A 17,924-nucleotide genomic window follows, 5' to 3' on the forward strand; every position below is an offset into this window, starting at 1 on the left:
CAAAATCCGATTCAAAATCCCGGCGCCTGCCCAGCCACCCGCCCCATGGCCACGGCCACGGCCGCCAGGGTCGGATCCACGACCGGAACACCCAGGGCGTCTTCGAGCCAGGCACGGTATTGCGACATGCCGGCGCAGCCCAGCACCAACACATCGGCTCCGTCTTCCCGCACCAGCCGGCGGCCGACGGCCTGCATGCGCCGCCGGGTGGCTTCGGCATCCCGCAGTTGGGCGACAGCGAGGTCCAGGGGGTATTCACCGGCAATGCGCGCAGCGATGCCGGCGGCGGCGTAGCCGCGCGCATGGCGGCCCATGAGGGTGGGCAATATGGCGATCACGCCCACTCGCCGCCCGAGAGCCAGGGCGGTCAGCAGACCGCACTCATTGATTCCCAGCACAGGCCGGACAGTCTTTTCACGCGCCAGATGAAGGCCGGGATCGCTGAAGCAGGCAATCACGAACGCGGCGGCGCAATCTCCCCGGCTCCGGGCCAGGTCATCGATCGTCCGCCCCACCAGCACGGCGGCCGCGGCCACGTCCTGTTCGTTCTGGATGCCGGCGGGTCCGTCATGCAACGTCATGCATTCGATGACCGGTCCACCCTTCAGTTGAAACGGCGCCAGACTTTCTTTCAGGCCCTGGGTGACATCCGTCAAACGATTCGGATTGATGACATAAATGGTTTTTTCCATAACCGCCCCATAACGTTCCGATTCATTCTATCGTTGAAACCGCAATATATTGATATACTCATTTGTCCCTCGGCATTAACCTTTTGTTATGGGCTCCGCAGGCCATGAATCTCAAGCAGATCAATACCTTCCGAGCCATCATGATCACCGGCACCATCAGTTCGGCAGCCAAGCTGCTATTCGTTTCGCAACCGGCGGTCAGCCGCCTGCTTGCGCATACCGAGCAGCAACTGGGTTATCCTTTATTCGAACGCATCAAGGGCCGGCTGTATCCCACCACCGAAGCGCGCCTGCTCTTCAATGAAGTGCAATCGGTTTACAGCGGCATTACGCGCATCTCCGCTCTGGCCCACCAGTTGGGTGAGAAAAAACAAGGCCTGTTGGGCATCGTCAGCAGCCCCAGCCTCGGTCACGGCCTGATGCCGCGCTGCATCGAGCGATTCACCCACCAGCACCCGGGCGTCCGCATCCGTCTGCGAACGCTCACCTACGATGCGCTGGTCCGCAGCATCCTCGACGGCGAAAGCGAAATCGGCTTGCTGTTCATGCCGGCCGCCCATCCCAATCTGAAATCCACCCAGGTCGGAGCCATTCCCCTGGTCTGCGTGCTGCCGGGCGGGCATCCACTGGCCGATCAACCGGCCATCGACCTGTCCGACCTGCGGGATCAGGCCATGATCGCCTACCGCAGCGGATCGCCCCTGGCCAAGGTGCTGTCCGATCTGTTCGGCGAAGGCCGGGAACCCGAGCGTATTCTGGTCGAGGTCGATGCCCAGCAAAATGTCTGCGATCTGGTTTCACAGGGGCTTGGAGTCGGCATCGTGGATCAGGCTGTGGCCGCCGCCCAGACCAGCGACCGGCTCGTGGTAAGGCCCCTTCGGGACCGGCACACGCTGGAGCTCTATCTGGCCTGCTCCCGCTACGAACCGCTGCCCCTGCTGGCCCGCGCCTTTGGCCAGATCGTGGAGCAGGAAGCCGGTCTGCTCTGAACGGCGGGCAAGTCCGGTTCCCGCGCTCTTTCACGCCCGCGCCGCCCGATGGCGGGTTCGCGCAAAACGGTGCGACCCCGCCTCAATGGCTCGCTGCCGCGAGCTTGCGTTGCTCCAGCCGGCCCAGGTAACGCACGATGGGCAACAGAATGATCAAATAGAGGATCGCCGCCAGCACCAGCGGCGAAGGGTTGTACATCAGCGCCTGGGCATTGCGGGCCAGATACAGCATCTCGGGCAAGGATACGGCGCTGGCCAACGTGGTGAGCTTCACCACCTCGAGCGCATTGCTGATCAGATCGGGCATCACCGCCCGCGTGGCCTGGGGAATCTGCACGTGGACCAGTGCCTGCGCCCTCGACAGCCCCGTGGACCGGGCGGCTTCCATCTGCCCCTTGGGCACGCTTTCCAGGCCGGCGCGAAAGACTTCGCCAAAATAGGCGCTGGTGTTCAAAGTGAAGCACAAGGCCACGGCCACCAGCTTGGGCATGTCCAGATTCAGGAAGGGCAAGCCGAAATAGATGAAGATCAGCAGCACCAGCGGCGGCAGGGAGCGGAAGATGTCGATGTACACCATCAGCGCCACCCGCAGGCCGCGGCAGCGCAGTTCTTGATGCATGACGGCGGCCATCAGGCCAAAGAACAGTCCCAGCGGAATCACCAGCGCCGACAACAGCACCGTCATCCATAAGCCTTCGAGCAGATAGGGAGCGACTTCCTGGTAGATGTCCAGGTTGAAGAAATTGTGAATGATTTCCTGCACGACGGACCCCTCCTAGTTTTTCCAGCGGAAGCGACGTTCCAGCAGGCGGCTGCCCACCACGATCGGCACGAAGATGACCAGGCAGCCCAGGGCCCCCAGGGTAAGCGGCGTGGCGTTGCCCAGGGTGCTGCTGGCCGTCTGGGAATTGTTCAGCACCTCGCTCAGTCCCACGATGGCGCCCAAGGCCGTGGCCTTGGTAATGGCGATCACTCGATTGGTCAGCGGCGGCACGGCCAGCTTGCAGGCCTGGGGGACGACGACGTAGAGCATGGATTGGAACCAGCTCATGCCCGTGGACCGAGCGGCCTCGGCCTGCCCCCTGGGAATGGACTGGATGCCGGCCCAGAAGATTTCCTCGGCAAAGGCGGTGAGCACCAGAGACAACGCAAGCCACGTGGCAAAAAAGGCCGACATCGACAGCCCGACGTACGGAAAGGCGAAGAACAGCACCATCAGCACCACCAGCGGCGGCATGGCTCGCATGACATCGGCGAAGGCGATGATGCAAACATTGAGAACCCGCGCGTGCAACGCGCGCACGAAGGCCAGCACCAGCCCCGCGGCCAATCCGGTGAGCGTGATGAGCACACCCAGCTGCACCGTGACCCACATCCCATGCAACACGGGATCGAAAGCCTGGCGGGCCACGTCCAGGTTGAAGAAGGCAAAGCGCAAGGCGGCGAGATCCATGGAACGGCCTCAATAGTTGTGCGATACGCTGGACAGGAACGCCTTGGTGCGTTCATGCCTCGGATTGCCGAAGACCTCTTTGGGCGGCCCCTGCTCGATGATGCTGCCACCATCCATGAACACCACCCGATCGGCGGCCGCCATGGCGAAGCTCATCTCATGAGACACCACGACCATGGTCATGCCCCCCGCCTTGAGGTCTTTCATGACCTTCAGCACGCTGCCCACCAGTTCAGGGTCGAGCGCGCTGGTGGGCTCGTCGAACAACACGATCCTGGGGTACAGCGCCAAGGCGCGGGCGATGCCCACGCGCTGCTGCTGCCCCCCCGAGAGCTGGTCCGGGTAAAAATCCGCACGGTGGGCCAGACCCACCCGCTCCAAGGCTTCTCGAGCCCGCGACTCGGCCTCGGCCCTGGGCAACTTCTGCACCTTGCGCAGCGCCAGGGCAACATTGGACAGCACACTCATGTGCCGATACAGATTGAAGTGCTGGAAGACCATCCCGATCTTCTGGCGAATGCGGTTCAAGTCGGCACGGGGCGCGGTGATCTCCTCACCGTCCACGATGATGGACCCGGACGAGCTTTCCTCCAGGCGATTGCAGCAGCGCAGCAGGCTGCTCTTGCCGGATCCGGACGGCCCGATGATGAAGACCATTTCACCGGCCTGCACGTCCAGGTCCACGCCCTTGAGCACCTCGTTATGACCATACTGCTTGTGCAGGCCTTTGATCCGCAGGATGGGCTCCGCCTGCGCGGCGGTGGCCGGCGTCGCGGCTATCTCGGTCGCCATGTTCATGATGGGATCCTCAGGATTGGCAGCGATACTGGGCCGGGGCGGGATCATAGCCAGGCAGGCCCGGCACGCCTTGACCCGGCTCGATCACGACAGCGGCCGCGTCCGGTCCCGGTTCGGTGCCCAGCCACTTCTTGACCAGACCCGCCACCACGCCCTTTTGCTTCAGGCACTTCAGGGCATTGGACAGGCGGTCACGCCCCTTCACGTCGTTCTTGCGAAAAACCAGCGCAAACACCTTGCCGGAACGGATGGTATAGCTGGTCTGCAGCATGGGGTTCTTCTTGGCGGCCCAGGGGCCGGAAATATTGTCGATCAGGGCCGCATCGGCCAAGCCCGAAAGCACCGCCTGAATGGCATCGGCCGTGGTGCTGAACACCTGATACTTGAAGCCGTACCGCTTTTCATTTTCCTTGGCCCAGGCCTCATAAGCCGAACCGCTGTTCACGGTGATGGTCTTTCCACGAAGCTGCTCCAGATCGGTGACGGGCTGGACGTTCTTTTTCTGGACGAAGGTGTAGTCGGTATTGAAATAGCCCTCGGAAAACAATAGCGTCTGGGCCCGCTGTTCGGTAGCGGTGGTGGGGGCCAGCACAAAATCGTACTTGCCGGCGTTCAGGGCGGGAATGATGGCGGAAAACTGCGAAGGCTCGATCTTGATCGTAATGCCCATTTCCTTGGCCAGCGCATTGCCCAGATCCACATTGAAGCCCTCCAGCCCCCCCTTGAGGTTTTGCATGGCCATGGGGGCGAAGGTGGGATCGACCCCCGTCGTCAGCGTTTCAGCCGCCGCCGGGCCGATCTGCAACGCCATGGCGCTGCCGGCCGCGGCCACGAGGAAGAAAAATTTCTTGTTCGATGTCGACATGTCTTGTCTCCTGGAAAATAGGTGGGGTCAGGCCGCAAAGAGCTTCTTGACGACCAGACCCTGCCGAATGGCTTTCTTGTTGCGGGTGATGGGAGCGGGCTCGCCGCAGGGCAGATATTGCCCATCGCCCGCTCGGGCCCGCAGTTCACCATACTCGACGACAGCCCGGCCACGGTTGAAGACGGCCACGGGCCAGCCGATGACCTCGCGGCCTTCGTAGGGGGTATAGCCCACGTTATCGTGCAGCATGTCCCAGCGCACGGTCTTGCTCAGCTCGGGATCCCACACGGCGAAGTCCGCATCGCTGCCCACACGGATCACACCCTTGCGGGGATACAGCCCATACATGACGGCATGATTAGTCGCCGTCAGGTTCACGAACTGCTCGATGCTCATGCGGCCGGTGCGAACGCCTTCGGAAAACAGCAGCGGCATGCGCAACTCGATCCCCGGCAAACCGTTGGCCATTTGCTTGAACGTGGTGGCATCGCCTTGCGGCAGCTTGCCGGTTTCATCGAAGCGATACGGCGCGTGATCCGACGAAAACACCTGCAGCGTACCGTTCAGCAAGCCTTCCCAGACAGCCTGCTGTGATTGCGGATCTCGCGGCGGCGGACTGCAGCAGAATTTGGCGCCCTCCACCCCGGGCTTGTCGATATCGTCCGCGGTGAGAAACAGATACTGCGGGCAGCTTTCGGCATAGATGGGCGCGCCCATGACCTGGGCGGCATGGATCACCCGAACAGCCTCCAGGCCCGCCACGTGCACGATCAAAAGCGGCACACTCATGAGACGCGACAAGGCGATGGCGCGATTAGTGGCCTCGCTTTCCGCCAGCGGATCATGCGCCACGGCATGATATTTCGGATGCACGCGGCCTTCGCTGAGCAGCCGGCGCGTAATCCAGCGGATGATGTCGTTGTTCTCGCAATGGACCATCACCATGGCGCCGTAGCGGTCGGCGGCATGCAACACATCCAGCAGCTGAAAATCATCCAGCTTCCAGGATTCATAGGTCATGTAGACCTTGAAGGAAGTGATGCCTCCGGCGATCACATCGGGCAGATGCTCCGTCAGGGTCTTTTCGGACGGGTCGGACAAAATGAGATGAAAGGCATAATCGATCACTGATTTTTCACGTGCCAGACGCGCATAGTCCCGAACCACTTCCAGCAGGTCATCGCCTTGGCGCTGCGCGGCAAAAGGAATGATGGTGGTCGTGCCGCCAAAAGCGGCCGAGCGCGACGCGGTATAAAAATCGTCCGCCGTCATCACCCCCATGCCCGAGAGCTGCTCGATATGACAATGACTGTCGATACCCCCGGGCAACACGTAGCGCCCCCGGACATCCACATCCTTGGCACCGGCGGGAAGGCCTGTTTGCAAAGCCTTGATGACGCCATCCTTTACGCCGATGTCCAATTGCGCCAGCCCCTCTTCCGTGCAAACCAGGCCATTGCGCAAGGTCAGATCGAATTCCATGGTGCCGTCTCCCGTAAGCCCGGCACGGACCTCCAAAGCAGGAACGCAGCCGGATGCCAAAATACTAAGCGCGATACCCACCGGCTGCGAGTACCTTTTTATGGGCCCTCCATAAAGCATTGTTATATTGGAGTAAACCCTAGCCATGAAGCCGACAATCCGGTAGCAGACCGTTGTTTGGTCCGCCACTGCCGCCCATTACCTTTTGGTTATGGCCGACCCTCATATTGGCATTTGTGCGAAGGTCCGCCAGACCACACAATCTGAGCCATTCCTCCATCTCTTACATTGTGGACAACATCATGCATGTGTGCGTCATCGGCGCCGGCGTCATCGGCGTCACGACAGCGTGGCAACTGGCCCGGCGAGGTCTGCGGGTCACGCTGGTGGATGGGGCCGCGTACCCCGCCAGCAGCGCCAGCCACGCCAACGGCGGGCAGCTCAGCTACAGCTACGTCGCGCCATTGGCCGGACCCGGCGTGCTCCCCACCCTGCCCTTCTGGCTGCTCAACCCGAGCTCGCCGCTGCGCTTCCGCCCACGGGCCGATCCCCGGCAATGGCGCTGGTGCCTGCAGTTCCTGCGCGCCTGCAACGCCCGGACGGCATCGGCCACGACGGCCCAATTGCTCAGCCTGTCGTACCTCAGCAGGCAAGTGCTGCATGGCATCCAGGAGAACACGCCCCTGGATTTCGCCCATGTCCGCAACGGCAAGCTGATCGTTTACCGCACACCTTCCCTGCTGGAAAAAGCCCGCAGGCAAGTGGCCCTGCAAGCGGATCTGGGATCCGATCAACAGGTACTGGACACCGAACAGTTGATCGAACGGGAGCCCGCGCTGGCCCCCGCCCGATCGTGCCTGGCCGGCGCGGTGTACACACCCAGCGAAGAATCCGGGGACTGCGCCCGGTTCACGCAGGCGCTGTTCGACAGACTGGCGACCATGAACGAGGTGTCGCTGCGCATGGGAGTCCCCGTACGGCAGCTGGACCGCCATGGATCCCGTATCGAACGGCTGGTCACGGCCTCCGGCGAATCCATCGAGGCGGATCAGTTCGTGCTGGCCGCCGGCCTGGAAAGCCGCGACCTGCTGGCCGCCCTCGGCACGCGCGCGCCGCTGTATCCGCTGAAAGGCTACAGCCTGAGCCTGCCCTGCCGCGAGACACGGGTCCCCGCCATCAGCGTCACCGACTACGAACGGCGCACCGTCTACGCCAAGCTGGGCGACACCCTGCGCATCGCCGCCATGGTCGGCATCGGCATCCCCGGCCAGCAAATCGAAGCCGACCGGATCGCCCTGATCAAGCGCCAGACTCGGGAACTGCTGCCCCAGGCGGATCTGGCCGACGCCCAGGCATGGGCCGGACAGCGTCCCGCCACTCCGGACGGCAAGCCCCGGATCGGCCGCAGCCGGGCCGCCGACAACCTGTGGCTGAACATCGGCCATGGCGCCCTGGGCTTCACCCTGGCCTGCGGCAGCGGCGATCTGCTGGCCAGCCTGATGGCCGGCGAACCGCCCGCCATCGACCCGGCGCCGTTCCTGCCCGACTGCTGACCACGGTACGGGGGCATCGGGCTACACTTCACCCCCATGGAAGCCTGGCTGCAATCCTCGATTCACACCCTGCTGGTCCTGTTCGCGCTGCCCAGGGTCGGGTTGCCCGCGATCTTCCTCGTCAGCCTGGTGTCGGCCACGCTGCTGCCGCTGGGGTCGGAGCCGGCCGTCTTCGCCTATGTGCAGATGACGCCGTCGATGTTCTGGCCCGCCGTCCTGGTCGCCACCGCGGGCAACACGATCGGCGGCGCCATCAGCTACGCCATGGGCGCCGGGGCGGAGGCCGCCTGGCACCGCTGGCGGGCCCGGCAGGCCGCCGGCCATGATGAGCCGCCGGCACCGCCGGCCGGCGCGGCGACGAATCCCGGCATCCCGCCCCGCACGGATGCGGCGGGCCCGGCGAACGCCCCGTCGCCCGGCGGCCGCTGGCATGCCCTGACCACCCGCTGGTTCCACCGCTTCGGACCGCCCGCGCTGCTGCTGTCCTGGCTGCCCGGCGTCGGCGATCCGCTGTGCGCCGTGGCCGGCTGGCTGCGCCTGTCCTTCTGGCCCTGCGTCGCCTACATGGCCATCGGCAAATTCCTGCGCTACACCATCATGACCGTCGCCCTGCTGCACGCCTGGCCGCGGGTGAGCGGGTGGCTTTGAACGGCGAGTCCCCCTCCCGCATCATCACCTCCCGATATAAGCTCATCCCGAATCGGGGGCATTTTGCCTTTACACTAAGCGATTGCCCCTTCAGACCCCAGGGGCACCGACCCCTCGACATCTTCATGAACGCCCCTGTCGCCCGCGAATTGCTCGCATCCCCCCAGGCGCCGCGCCTGCGTGAAATTCCCTACAACTACACCTCCTGGTCGGACCGCGAAATCGTCTGCCGGCTGCTGGGCGAGGATTCCTGGCGGGTGCTGTCCGAACTGCGCTCGCAGCGGCGCACCGGGCGCTCGGCCCGCATGCTGTTCGAGGTGCTGGGCGACATCTGGGTGGTGCTGCGCAACCCCTACCTGCAGGACGACCTGCTGGACGACCCGAAGCGCCGCCACCTGCTGATCGAGGCCCTGAACCACCGGCTGGCCGAGATCGACCACCGCCGCGACGACGATCACGGCCCGCGCGACGCCCAGGTCCAGAAGCTGCTGGCGGCCGCCCGCACCGCCGTCGCCGACTTCGAGGCCCGTTTCGTGGAAACGGCCGAACTGCGCCACGCGGCCCTGAAGAAGCTGTCCCGCCTGACCCGCCGCGACAACATCCGCTTCGACGGCCTGTCGCGCGTCTCGCACGTCACCGACGCCACCGACTGGCGCGTGGAATACCCCTTCGTCGTGCTGATGCCCGACACCGAGGACGAGATCGCCGCCCTGGTGCGCGCCTGTATCCGCCTGGGCCTGACCATCATCCCGCGCGGCGGCGGCACCGGCTACACCGGCGGCGCCATCCCGCTGACCTGGCGCTCGGTGGTCATCAACACCGAAAAACTCGACGCCATCGGGCCGGTCGAGGCCGTCGCCCTGCCGGGGGTCGAGGCCCCCGTCCACACCGTCCTGACCGGCGCCGGCGTGGTGACGCGCCGCGTGGCCGAGGCCGCCGAGGCCGCCGGGCGCGTGTTCGCCGTGGACCCGACTTCGGCCGACGCATCCTGCGTGGGCGGCAACGTCGCCATGAACGCCGGCGGCAAGAAGGCCGTGCTCTGGGGCACGGCGCTGGACAACCTGGCCTGGTGGCGCATGGTGGATCCCCAGGGCAACTGGCTGGAAGTCACCCGCCTGGACCACAACCTGGGCAAGATCCACGAGGTCGACGAGGCCCGCTTCGAGCTCAAGTGGTTCGACGGCGCCAAGCGCCCCGGCCAGGCGCTGCTGAAGACCGAGATCCTGACCATCGAAGGCCGGCGCTTCCGCAAGGCCGGCCTGGGCAAGGACGTCACCGACAAGTTCCTCTCCGGCCTGCCCGGCGTGCAGAAGGAAGGCTGCGACGGCCTGATCACGGCCGCGCGCTGGATCCTGCACCGCATGCCGACGCACACGCGCACGGTCTGCATGGAATTCTTCGGCCAGGCGCGGCAGGCCGTGCCGTCCATTGTCGAGGTCAAGGACTACCTGGACACCCGGGGCCGCGCCCAGGGCGTGCTGCTGGCCGGCCTGGAGCACCTGGACGAGCGCTACCTGCGCGCCGTCGGCTACGCCACCAAGAGCAAGCGCGGCACCCTGCCCAAGATGGTCCTGATCGGCGACATCGTCGGCGACGACGAGCACGCCGTGGCACTGGCCGCCAGCGAGGTCGTGCGCATCGCCAATTCGCGCCACGGCGAAGGCTTCATCGCCGCCAGCCCGGAGGCCCGCAAGAAATTCTGGCTGGACCGCGCCCGCACCGCCGCCATCGCCCGCCACACCAACGCCTTCAAGATCAACGAGGACGTGGTGATCCCGCTGGCGCGCATGGGCGAATACACCGACGCCATCGAGCGCATCAACATCGAGCTGTCCACCCGCAACAAGCTGCGCCTGGCCGACGCCCTGCAGGACTACCTGGACGGCGACCTGCCGGCCGGCAAGGCCGAGGATCCCGACGACGCCGAGCACACCCGCGACACGATCCTCTCCGCCCGCCGCCGCGACGCCCTGGACACCCTGGCCGCCGTGCGCCGCCGCTGGGCCTGGCTGCTGGACCACCTGGACGCCCCGCTGGCCGACAGCCTGGACACCCTGGCCGGCCTGGGCCTGGGCGAGCGCCGGCCCGAACTGGAAGAGCGCCTGGCCGCCCAGCCGGACGCGCGCATCGTCGACCTGGTCCAGGACCACACCCTGCGGATCTCCTGGAAGACCGACATCCGCGGCGCCATGGAACGCCATTTCGCGGGCGCCGAATGCGCCGCGATCCTGGCCGGGCTGCAGGCCACCCACGACCGCATCCTGAAAAGCCGGGTCTTCGTCGCCCTGCACATGCACGCGGGCGACGGCAACGTCCACACCAACATCCCCGTCAACTCCGACGACTACGAGATGCTGCGCGAGGCCAACGACGCCGTGGCCCGCATCATGGGCATCGCCCGCGACCTGGACGGCGTGATCTCGGGCGAGCACGGCATCGGCCTGACGAAATACGAGTTCCTCAGCGAGGCCGAGCTGGCGCCTTTCCAGGACTACAAGCGCCGCATCGACCCGGAGGGCCGCTTCAACGCCGGCAAGCTGATGCCGGGCGCCGACCTGACGCGCGCCTGGACGCCCAGCTTCAACCTGCTGGGCTACGAATCGCTGATCATGCAGCGCACCGAGATCGGCGCCATCTCCAATGCCATCAAGGACTGCCTGCGCTGCGGCAAGTGCAAGCCCGTCTGCGCCACCCACGTGCCGCGCGCCAACCTGCTCTATTCGCCGCGCAACAAGATCCTGGCGACCTCGCTGCTGATCGAGGCCTTCCTGTACGAGGAACAGACCCGCCGCGGCGTCAGCATCCGCCACTGGGAAGAGTTCGAGGACGTCGGCGACCACTGCACGTTGTGCCACAAGTGCTTCAACCCCTGTCCGGTGGACATCGATTTCGGCAACGTGTCCATGGACATGCGCGCCCTGCTGCGCCGCATGGGGAAGAAGTCCTTCAATCCGGGCACGGCCGCGTCGATGTTCTTCCTGAACGCGAAGGATCCGCGCGTCATCAAGGCCACCCGCGCCGCCATGATCGGCATGGGCTACAAGGCCCAGCGCCTGGCCCACGACCTGCTGGCGCCGGTGGCCAAGCGCCAGGTGGCCCATCCCCCGGCCACCGTGGGCAAGGCCCCGGTGCGCGAGCAGGTGATCCACTTCGTCAACAAGAAGATGCCCGGCGGCCTGCCCAAGCAGACCGCCCGCAAGCTGCTGGACATCGAGGACCCGCACATCATCCCGATCATCCGCAACCCGGCCGCCACGGCCCCGGACAGCGAGGCGGTGTTCTATTTCCCGGGCTGCGGGTCCGAGCGCCTGTTCTCGCAGGTGGGCCTGGCGACCCAGGCCATGCTGTGGCACGTGGGCGTGCAGACCGTGCTGCCGCCCGGCTACCTGTGCTGCGGCTACCCGCAGCGCGGCAACGGCCTGGCCGACAAGGCCGAGCAGATGGTCACGGACAACCGCGTGCTGTTCCACCGCATGGCCACGACGCTCAACTACCTGGACATCAAGACGGTGGTGGTGAGCTGCGGCACCTGCTACGACCAGCTCGAAAGCTACCAGTTCGACAAGATCTTCCCCGGCTGCCGGCTGATCGACATCCACGAGTACCTGCTCGAAAAGGGTGTGGACATCGCCGGCGTGCAGGGCGTGCGCTACATCTACCACGATCCCTGTCACACGCCCATGAAGCAGCAGGATCCGATGAAGACGGTGAAATCCCTGCTGGGCGCGGGCAACGCCATCAAGACCGACCGCTGCTGCGGCGAATCCGGCACGCTGGCGGTCTCGCGGCCCGACGTCTCCACCCAGATCCGCTTCCGCAAGCAGGAAGAACTGGCGAAGAACACCGCCGCCATCCGCGCCGACGGTTTCCAGGGCGAAGTGAAGATGGTGACGTCCTGTCCGTCCTGCCTGCAAGGCCTGGCGCGCTACGAGCAGGACACGGGGCTGTCGGCCGACTACATCGTGGTCGAGATGGCCAAGCACCTGCTGGGCGAGAACTGGATGCCGGACTACGTGAAAGCCGCCAACGCGGGGGGCATCGAGCGGGTGCTGGTGTAACGGGGCGCCATGGCCATTTCGCCGCGTGGGCCTGGCGTTGCTTAATAACCCCTTTTTTTGAAGGGACATTGGCAAACGATCAAAATTGATCTAAATTTGTTTTGCTTCGAATTTTCAGAAAATACTGAAATTACAGAAATAAGCAAATGCCATGCTCCTCTCTTCTCAATCCGAGCGCTTCATCCTGCACTTCGGCGAAATGGGCAGCCGCTGGGGCGTGAACCGTACCGTCGGCCAGATCTACGCCCTCCTGTTCATCGCGCAGCACCCCCTGCACGCGGACGAAATCGCCGAAACGCTGAAATTTTCGCGATCCAACGTCAGCATGGGGCTCAAGGAACTGCAATCCTGGCGCCTGGTCCGTCAGGCGAACCGTGTCGGCGACCGTCGCGATTACTACGAATCGCTGGGCGACGTCTGGGAAATTTTTCGCGTCCTCATGGAGGAAAAACGCAGGCGGGAGATCGACCCGACCCTCAGCCTGCTGCGCGACATGCTCCTTGAGGCACCCAAAAGCGAGGCCGAGGCCCATGCCCGCCAGCGCATGCAGGCCATGCTGGAGCTGATCGAGCTGTCCACCGACTGGTTCGACGAAATCCAGCGCCTGCCGCCGGAAACCCTGCAAAGCCTGATGCGGCTCGGCGCCCGGGTCCAGAAAGTGCTCGATTTCGCCGGCAAGCTTCGCAGTCCCAAACCCTCGGGGGATCCATCATGATCGACTTCGACGTCGTCAATCTGTCGCGGTTCCAGTTCGCCGCCACCGCCCTGTACCACTTCCTGTTCGTGCCGCTCACGCTGGGCCTGTCCTTCCTGCTGGCGATCATGGAAAGCGTCTATGTCATGACCGGCCGCGCGATCTGGAAGCGCATGACGATGTTCTGGGGCTCGCTGTTCGGCATCAATTTCGCGCTCGGCGTGGCCACCGGCATCGTGATGGAATTCCAGTTCGGCATGAACTGGTCCTACTACAGCCACTATGTCGGCGACATCTTCGGCGCGCCGCTGGCCATCGAAGGCCTCATGGCCTTCTTCCTCGAAGCCACGTTCGTTGGCCTGTTCTTCTTCGGCTGGGACAGGCTGTCCAAGCTCGGCCACCTTGCCGTGACCTGGCTGGTCGCGCTGGGAACGAACCTTTCCGCCCTGTGGATCCTGATCGCCAACGGCTGGATGCAGAATCCCGTCGGCGCGGTGTTCAACCCGGATACCATGCGCATGGAAATGACAGACTTCGCCGCCGTGCTGTTCAACCCCGTGGCCCAGGCCAAGTTCGTGCATACCGTCAGCGCCGGCTACACCGCGGGCGCCATGTTCGTCATGGCGATCAGCGCCTGGTACCTGCTGCGCAAGCGGCACATCGACCTGGCCAAGCGCTCGATGGTCGTGGCCGCCAGCTTCGGCCTGGCCGCCTCGCTATCCGTGGTGGTCCTGGGCGACGAGAGCGGCTACCTGACCACCGAGCATCAGAAAATGAAGATCGCGGCCATGGAATCCATGTGGCAGACCGAGCCGCCGCCGGCCAACTTCAACCTGATCGCCGTACCCGACCAGGCGGAACGCAAGAACGACTTCGCCCTCGAGATCCCCTACCTGATGGGCATCATCGGCACACGCTCGCTCACGACACCCATGCCGGGCATCAACGATCTGGTCAGGCACGCCGAGACACGGGTGCGCAACGGCATCGACGCCTACGAGACCCTGCGCCACATCCGCGCCCACCCGGACGATCAGGCCGCCCGCAAGCGCTTCGATGAAATCTGGCCCGATCTCGGCTATGGACTGCTGCTCAAGCGCTACACACAGGACCTCTCCAAGGCGACGGACGACCAGATCCATCAGGCGGCGCTCGATACCGTTCCGAACGTGACGCCCCTGTTCTGGACGTTCCGCATCATGGTGGCCGTCGGGTTCTATCTGATCCTGTTCTTCGCCGTCGCCTTCCTGCTCGCCTCGCGCGGGCGCCTGGACGGCAGTTCCCGGCTGCTGAAGATCGCTCTCTGGAGCCTGCCCCTGCCCTGGGTGGCCATCGAATGCGGCTGGTTCGTGGCCGAATACGGCCGCCAGCCCTGGGTCATCGAAGGCGTGCTGCCGACCTACTACGCGGCCTCCGGCCTGACGCTCACGGATCTGGCCATCAGTCTGGCGGTCTTCCTGGCGCTGTATACCGCCTTGCTGGTGATCGGCGTGAAAGTCATGCTGCATGCCGTCCGGAAAGGCCCCGGGGATGCGCGCGACCCTCTGGATCCGGCGGCTTCCGGCATGGCCGGGCGGCTCCCCCTGCAGGCTTGAACGGGAGATGGCAATGGAAACCTTGATTCCTCTGGACTATGGCACGCTGCGCGTGATCTGGTGGGCCCTGCTGGGCGCCCTGCTGATCGGCTTCGCGATCATGGACGGCTTCGATCTGGGCGTGGCCGCGCTGCTGCCCCTCGTCGCGCGCACCGATGCCGAGCGGCGCGTGGCGCTGAACCTCGTCGGTCCGGTCTGGGAAGGCAACCAGGTCTGGCTGATCACGGCGGGCGGGGCCATCTTCGCCGCCTGGCCGCTCCTGTACGCGGCATCCTTCTCGGGCTTCTACCTCGCCATGATGCTGGCGCTGCTGGCCCTGATCCTGCGGCCGGTCGGCTTCAAGTATCGCAGCAAGCTCGAAAGCCCGCGCTGGCGCGGCGGCTGGGACGCCACGCTATGCTTTTCCGGAACCATCGCGGCCCTGGTGTTCGGTGTGGCCATGGGCAACGTGATCCTCGGCGTGCCCGCCAGCTTCGACCCGGACACCATGCGTCCCGTCTACACGGGCCATTTCTTCCAGCTGTTCACGCCCTTCGCTCTGCTCGCCGGCGTCCTGAGCGTCACGCTGGTGGCCATGCACGGGGCCGTGCTGCTGGCCTGGCGCACGGAAGGCATGGTGGCGGTCCGGTCGCGCCGCTGGGGCACGACGGCGGCCCTGCTGTCGATCGTGCTGTTCGTGATCGGAGGCTTCTGGGTGGCCTACGGCATCCAGGGCCATGCCATCACCAGCTTCACCAATCCCGCCGCGCCCTCCAACCCGCTTGCCAAGAGCGTCGCGCTCCAGACCGGCGGCTGGATGTGCAATTTCACGATCTGGCCCGCGATGTGGCTCGCCCCGGCCACCGGCGTGGGCGGGGCGCTGCTCACGTCCCTGCTGCTGCGCAGCGGCCGGGTCGGTCCCCTGGCGTTCCTGGCCTCGTCCGCCTCGTTCGCCGGTGTGATCCTGACGACAGGCTTCGCGCTGTTCCCCTTCATCCTGCCCTCATCGAGCCAACCCGCCGCGGGGCTGACCATATGGGATGCTTCATCCAGCCACCTGACCCTGTGGATCATGCTGCTCGTGACCCTGATCCTGCTGCCCATCGTCATCGCCTATACCGCCTGGGTCTACCGCGTGATGCGGGGCAAGGTCACGGCGGAATCGATCGGCACTTCCCCCCACGCCTATTGAGGAACCGGACATGTGGTATTTTTCATGGATTCTCGGCCTGGGTCTGGCCTGCGCGTTCGGCATCCTGAACGCCATGTGGTTCGAACTGCGTGAAGGCCATGCGCACGCGCCGCCATTGGATTCCTCGGACGCCGAGTGAACGATCGCTCCAGCCTGGAATACGATCCGGCCATCCTCCAGCCCGCGACACCGGACCAGGCCCGATGGCTGCGGGATCTGGCGCGCCTGGCCCGGGTCCCGCTGGCCCTGGCCTCGGCGGCCCCCCTGCTGGCCGGCGGCCTGCTGATTCTCCAGTCCTGGCTGCTGGCGTACATCCTGGAGGCCGGCTTCGTCCAGGGGGCCGACCGCGGCACCCTGCTGCGGCCGCTCGCCGCGATCGCCACGCTGATCCTGGTCCGCGCGGCACTGGCCTGGATGGCGGAGCGGGCGGGCGCCCTGGCCGCCGAGCGCATCAAGCATGCCGTCCGCCGGACGCTAATGCGCACCCTGCTGGCGGCCGGTCCCGCATGGACGCGACGCCAGGCATCCGGCGAACTGGCGGGCGCGGTCGTCGAGCAGACCGAAGCCCTGGACGGCTATTTTTCCCGCTACCTGCCGTCCATGGCGGCCGCCGTGGTGCTGCCGATCGCGTTTTCACTCATCATCCTGCCCGTCGACCTCGTCGCCGGCCTCCTGCTGCTGACGACCGCCCCGCTGATTCCGCTCTTCATGGCCCTGGTCGGCTGGGGCGCGGAGGCCGCCAGCCGGCGCCACCTGCAGACTTTCGCCCGCCTGTCGGGTTTCTTCGCCGACCGGTTGCGCGGCCTGTCCACCCTGAAACTGCACGGCCGCGCGCAGGCCGAAGCCGAGGCGGTCACCCAGGCCAGCGATACGCTGCGCGCCCGCACCCTGGCCGTCCTGCGCATCGCATTCCTGTCCTCCGCCGTGCTGGAGTTCTTCGCCGCGCTCGGCGTGGCGGGCGTCGCTGTCTACATCGGCCTGAGCTACCTGGGCTACCTGGATCTGCGCGGACAGGCCCTGTCCCTCCAGGCGGGGTTCTTCTGCCTGCTGATGGCGCCGGAAGTCTATGCGCCCCTGCGGCAGTTCGCCGCCCACTATCATGACCGCGCGGCCGCACGGGCCGCCGTCGCCCAGATCGAAGCGTCCTTCGATTCCCTGCCGGCCATCGACACCCCCCCGCAGGAGCGGCCAGCCGGCCCATCCGGGACGCGGCACCGGGACGCGCGCGAGGCCGGCATCTCCGTACACGCCGGCCCATTGCGGCTGAGCCTGCCGGAACGGCCCAGGCCCATCCTGGATGGTCTGTCATTGTCGATCCAGGCGGGCGGGCACGTCGCCCTGCTGGGCGGCAGCGGCGCCGGCAAGACGACCTTGCTCGAAGTCCTGGCGCGGCTCCAGACCGCCGAAGGCCCCCTGATGCTCGACGGACGCCCCCTGGCCGAATGGCCGGAGGAAAGCCTGCGCGATCGGGTCGTCCTGATCGGCCAGCGCCCCTTCCTGCTCCAGGGTTCGATCGCCGACAACATCCGGCTCGGGCGCCCCGACGCAAGCGCAGCGGAAATCGCCCGCGCCGCGCAACGGGCCTGCGTGACCGAATTTGCCCGGCATCTGCCCCACGGCCTGGACAGCCGGATCGACCCGCGCGGACACGGCCTGTCCGGCGGCCAGGCGCAGCGTGTCGCCCTGGCGCGGCTGTACCTGCGCGACCCCGGCCTCATCCTGCTCGACGAACCGACCGCCCATCTGGACGAGGCCATGCGCGATGCCGTGCTGGACGGACTCCTGGACTTCGCGCGCGGGCGCACCGTGCTGCTGGTCACCCATTCCGCCGAGGTGGCGCGCCGGCTGCCCCGCCGCGTCCGGCTCGCGAACGGCCTCATCGAGACGGCGGCATGAACTCTTCGGACCGCCCCGGACGCATGCCTG

At 65.7% G+C, this 17,924-nt stretch carries 15 protein-coding genes; 9 read left to right on the forward strand and 6 right to left on the reverse strand.

Going from position 1 to position 17,924, the window contains the following annotated elements:
- Nucleotides 1-11: 11 nt before the first annotated feature.
- The gene (locus tag ACFO27_RS03170; protein ID WP_376815965.1) at nt 12-692 is read right to left on the reverse strand and encodes an aspartate/glutamate racemase family protein; all 681 of its coding nucleotides are present in this window, start codon (nt 690-692) and stop codon (nt 12-14) included.
- 104 nt (nt 693-796) lie between these two features.
- Between ACFO27_RS03170 and ACFO27_RS03175 the strand changes: the two genes are divergently transcribed.
- Complete coding sequence (locus tag ACFO27_RS03175) at nt 797-1,681, forward strand: LysR substrate-binding domain-containing protein (protein ID WP_376815966.1); 885 nt, start codon at nt 797-799, stop codon at nt 1,679-1,681.
- Between the two features lie 82 nt (nt 1,682-1,763).
- Here the strand turns inward: ACFO27_RS03175 and ACFO27_RS03180 are convergent, their stop codons facing one another.
- The 5 genes from ACFO27_RS03180 to hydA all read right to left on the reverse strand — a co-directional run bounded on the left by ACFO27_RS03180 (nt 1,764) and on the right by hydA (nt 6,279).
- Nucleotides 1,764-2,444: an amino acid ABC transporter permease gene (locus ACFO27_RS03180; RefSeq protein WP_151024338.1), complete on the reverse strand. Its 681-nt coding sequence runs from the start codon at nt 2,442-2,444 to the stop codon at nt 1,764-1,766.
- A gap of 12 nt (nt 2,445-2,456) precedes the next feature.
- Complete coding sequence (locus tag ACFO27_RS03185) at nt 2,457-3,119, reverse strand: amino acid ABC transporter permease (protein ID WP_376815967.1); 663 nt, start codon at nt 3,117-3,119, stop codon at nt 2,457-2,459.
- 24 nt (nt 3,120-3,143) lie between these two features.
- Nucleotides 3,144-3,932, reverse strand: coding sequence for an amino acid ABC transporter ATP-binding protein (locus tag ACFO27_RS03190; protein ID WP_376815968.1), 789 nt, complete (start codon nt 3,930-3,932; stop codon nt 3,144-3,146).
- 10 nt (nt 3,933-3,942) lie between these two features.
- Entirely contained in the window at nt 3,943-4,743 is an 801-nt protein-coding gene (locus ACFO27_RS03195; RefSeq protein ID WP_376815969.1) for a transporter substrate-binding domain-containing protein, read from the reverse strand.
- Nucleotides 4,744-4,824: 81 nt separating this feature from the next.
- The gene (gene hydA, locus ACFO27_RS03200; protein WP_376815970.1) at nt 4,825-6,279 is read right to left on the reverse strand and encodes a dihydropyrimidinase; all 1,455 of its coding nucleotides are present in this window, start codon (nt 6,277-6,279) and stop codon (nt 4,825-4,827) included.
- 302 nt (nt 6,280-6,581) lie between these two features.
- On the opposite strand from hydA, the gene ACFO27_RS03205 reads away from it, so the two are divergent.
- The 8 genes from ACFO27_RS03205 to cydD all read left to right on the forward strand — a co-directional run bounded on the left by ACFO27_RS03205 (nt 6,582) and on the right by cydD (nt 17,894).
- Nucleotides 6,582-7,832: a D-amino acid dehydrogenase gene (locus ACFO27_RS03205; protein ID WP_376815971.1), complete on the forward strand. Its 1,251-nt coding sequence runs from the start codon at nt 6,582-6,584 to the stop codon at nt 7,830-7,832.
- A gap of 36 nt (nt 7,833-7,868) precedes the next feature.
- Nucleotides 7,869-8,480, forward strand: coding sequence for a YqaA family protein (locus ACFO27_RS03210; protein WP_376815972.1), 612 nt, complete (start codon nt 7,869-7,871; stop codon nt 8,478-8,480).
- 125 nt (nt 8,481-8,605) lie between these two features.
- Complete coding sequence (locus ACFO27_RS03215) at nt 8,606-12,538, forward strand: DUF3683 domain-containing protein (protein WP_376815973.1); 3,933 nt, start codon at nt 8,606-8,608, stop codon at nt 12,536-12,538.
- A gap of 151 nt (nt 12,539-12,689) precedes the next feature.
- Complete coding sequence (locus ACFO27_RS03220; protein WP_323029872.1) at nt 12,690-13,253, forward strand: GbsR/MarR family transcriptional regulator; 564 nt, start codon at nt 12,690-12,692, stop codon at nt 13,251-13,253.
- Complete coding sequence (locus ACFO27_RS03225) at nt 13,250-14,827, forward strand: cytochrome ubiquinol oxidase subunit I (protein WP_376815974.1); 1,578 nt, start codon at nt 13,250-13,252, stop codon at nt 14,825-14,827. The genes ACFO27_RS03220 and ACFO27_RS03225 overlap by 4 nt, the downstream gene beginning before the upstream one ends.
- A 13-nt stretch (nt 14,828-14,840) precedes the next feature.
- Nucleotides 14,841-15,998, forward strand: coding sequence for a cytochrome d ubiquinol oxidase subunit II (gene cydB, locus ACFO27_RS03230; RefSeq protein WP_376815975.1), 1,158 nt, complete (start codon nt 14,841-14,843; stop codon nt 15,996-15,998).
- A 10-nt stretch (nt 15,999-16,008) separates the two neighbouring features.
- Nucleotides 16,009-16,137 (forward strand): cytochrome bd-I oxidase subunit CydX, encoded by a 129-nt coding sequence (cydX, locus tag ACFO27_RS03235; RefSeq protein ID WP_376815976.1) that lies wholly within the window; start codon nt 16,009-16,011, stop codon nt 16,135-16,137.
- Nucleotides 16,134-17,894: a thiol reductant ABC exporter subunit CydD gene (gene cydD, locus ACFO27_RS03240; RefSeq protein WP_376815977.1), complete on the forward strand. Its 1,761-nt coding sequence runs from the start codon at nt 16,134-16,136 to the stop codon at nt 17,892-17,894. The genes cydX and cydD overlap by 4 nt, the downstream gene beginning before the upstream one ends.
- Nucleotides 17,895-17,924 lie beyond the last annotated feature (30 nt).

The sequence above is a fragment of the Castellaniella denitrificans genome (assembly GCF_042653765.1).
Classification (GTDB): Bacteria; Pseudomonadota; Gammaproteobacteria; order Burkholderiales; family Burkholderiaceae_B; genus Castellaniella; species Castellaniella denitrificans.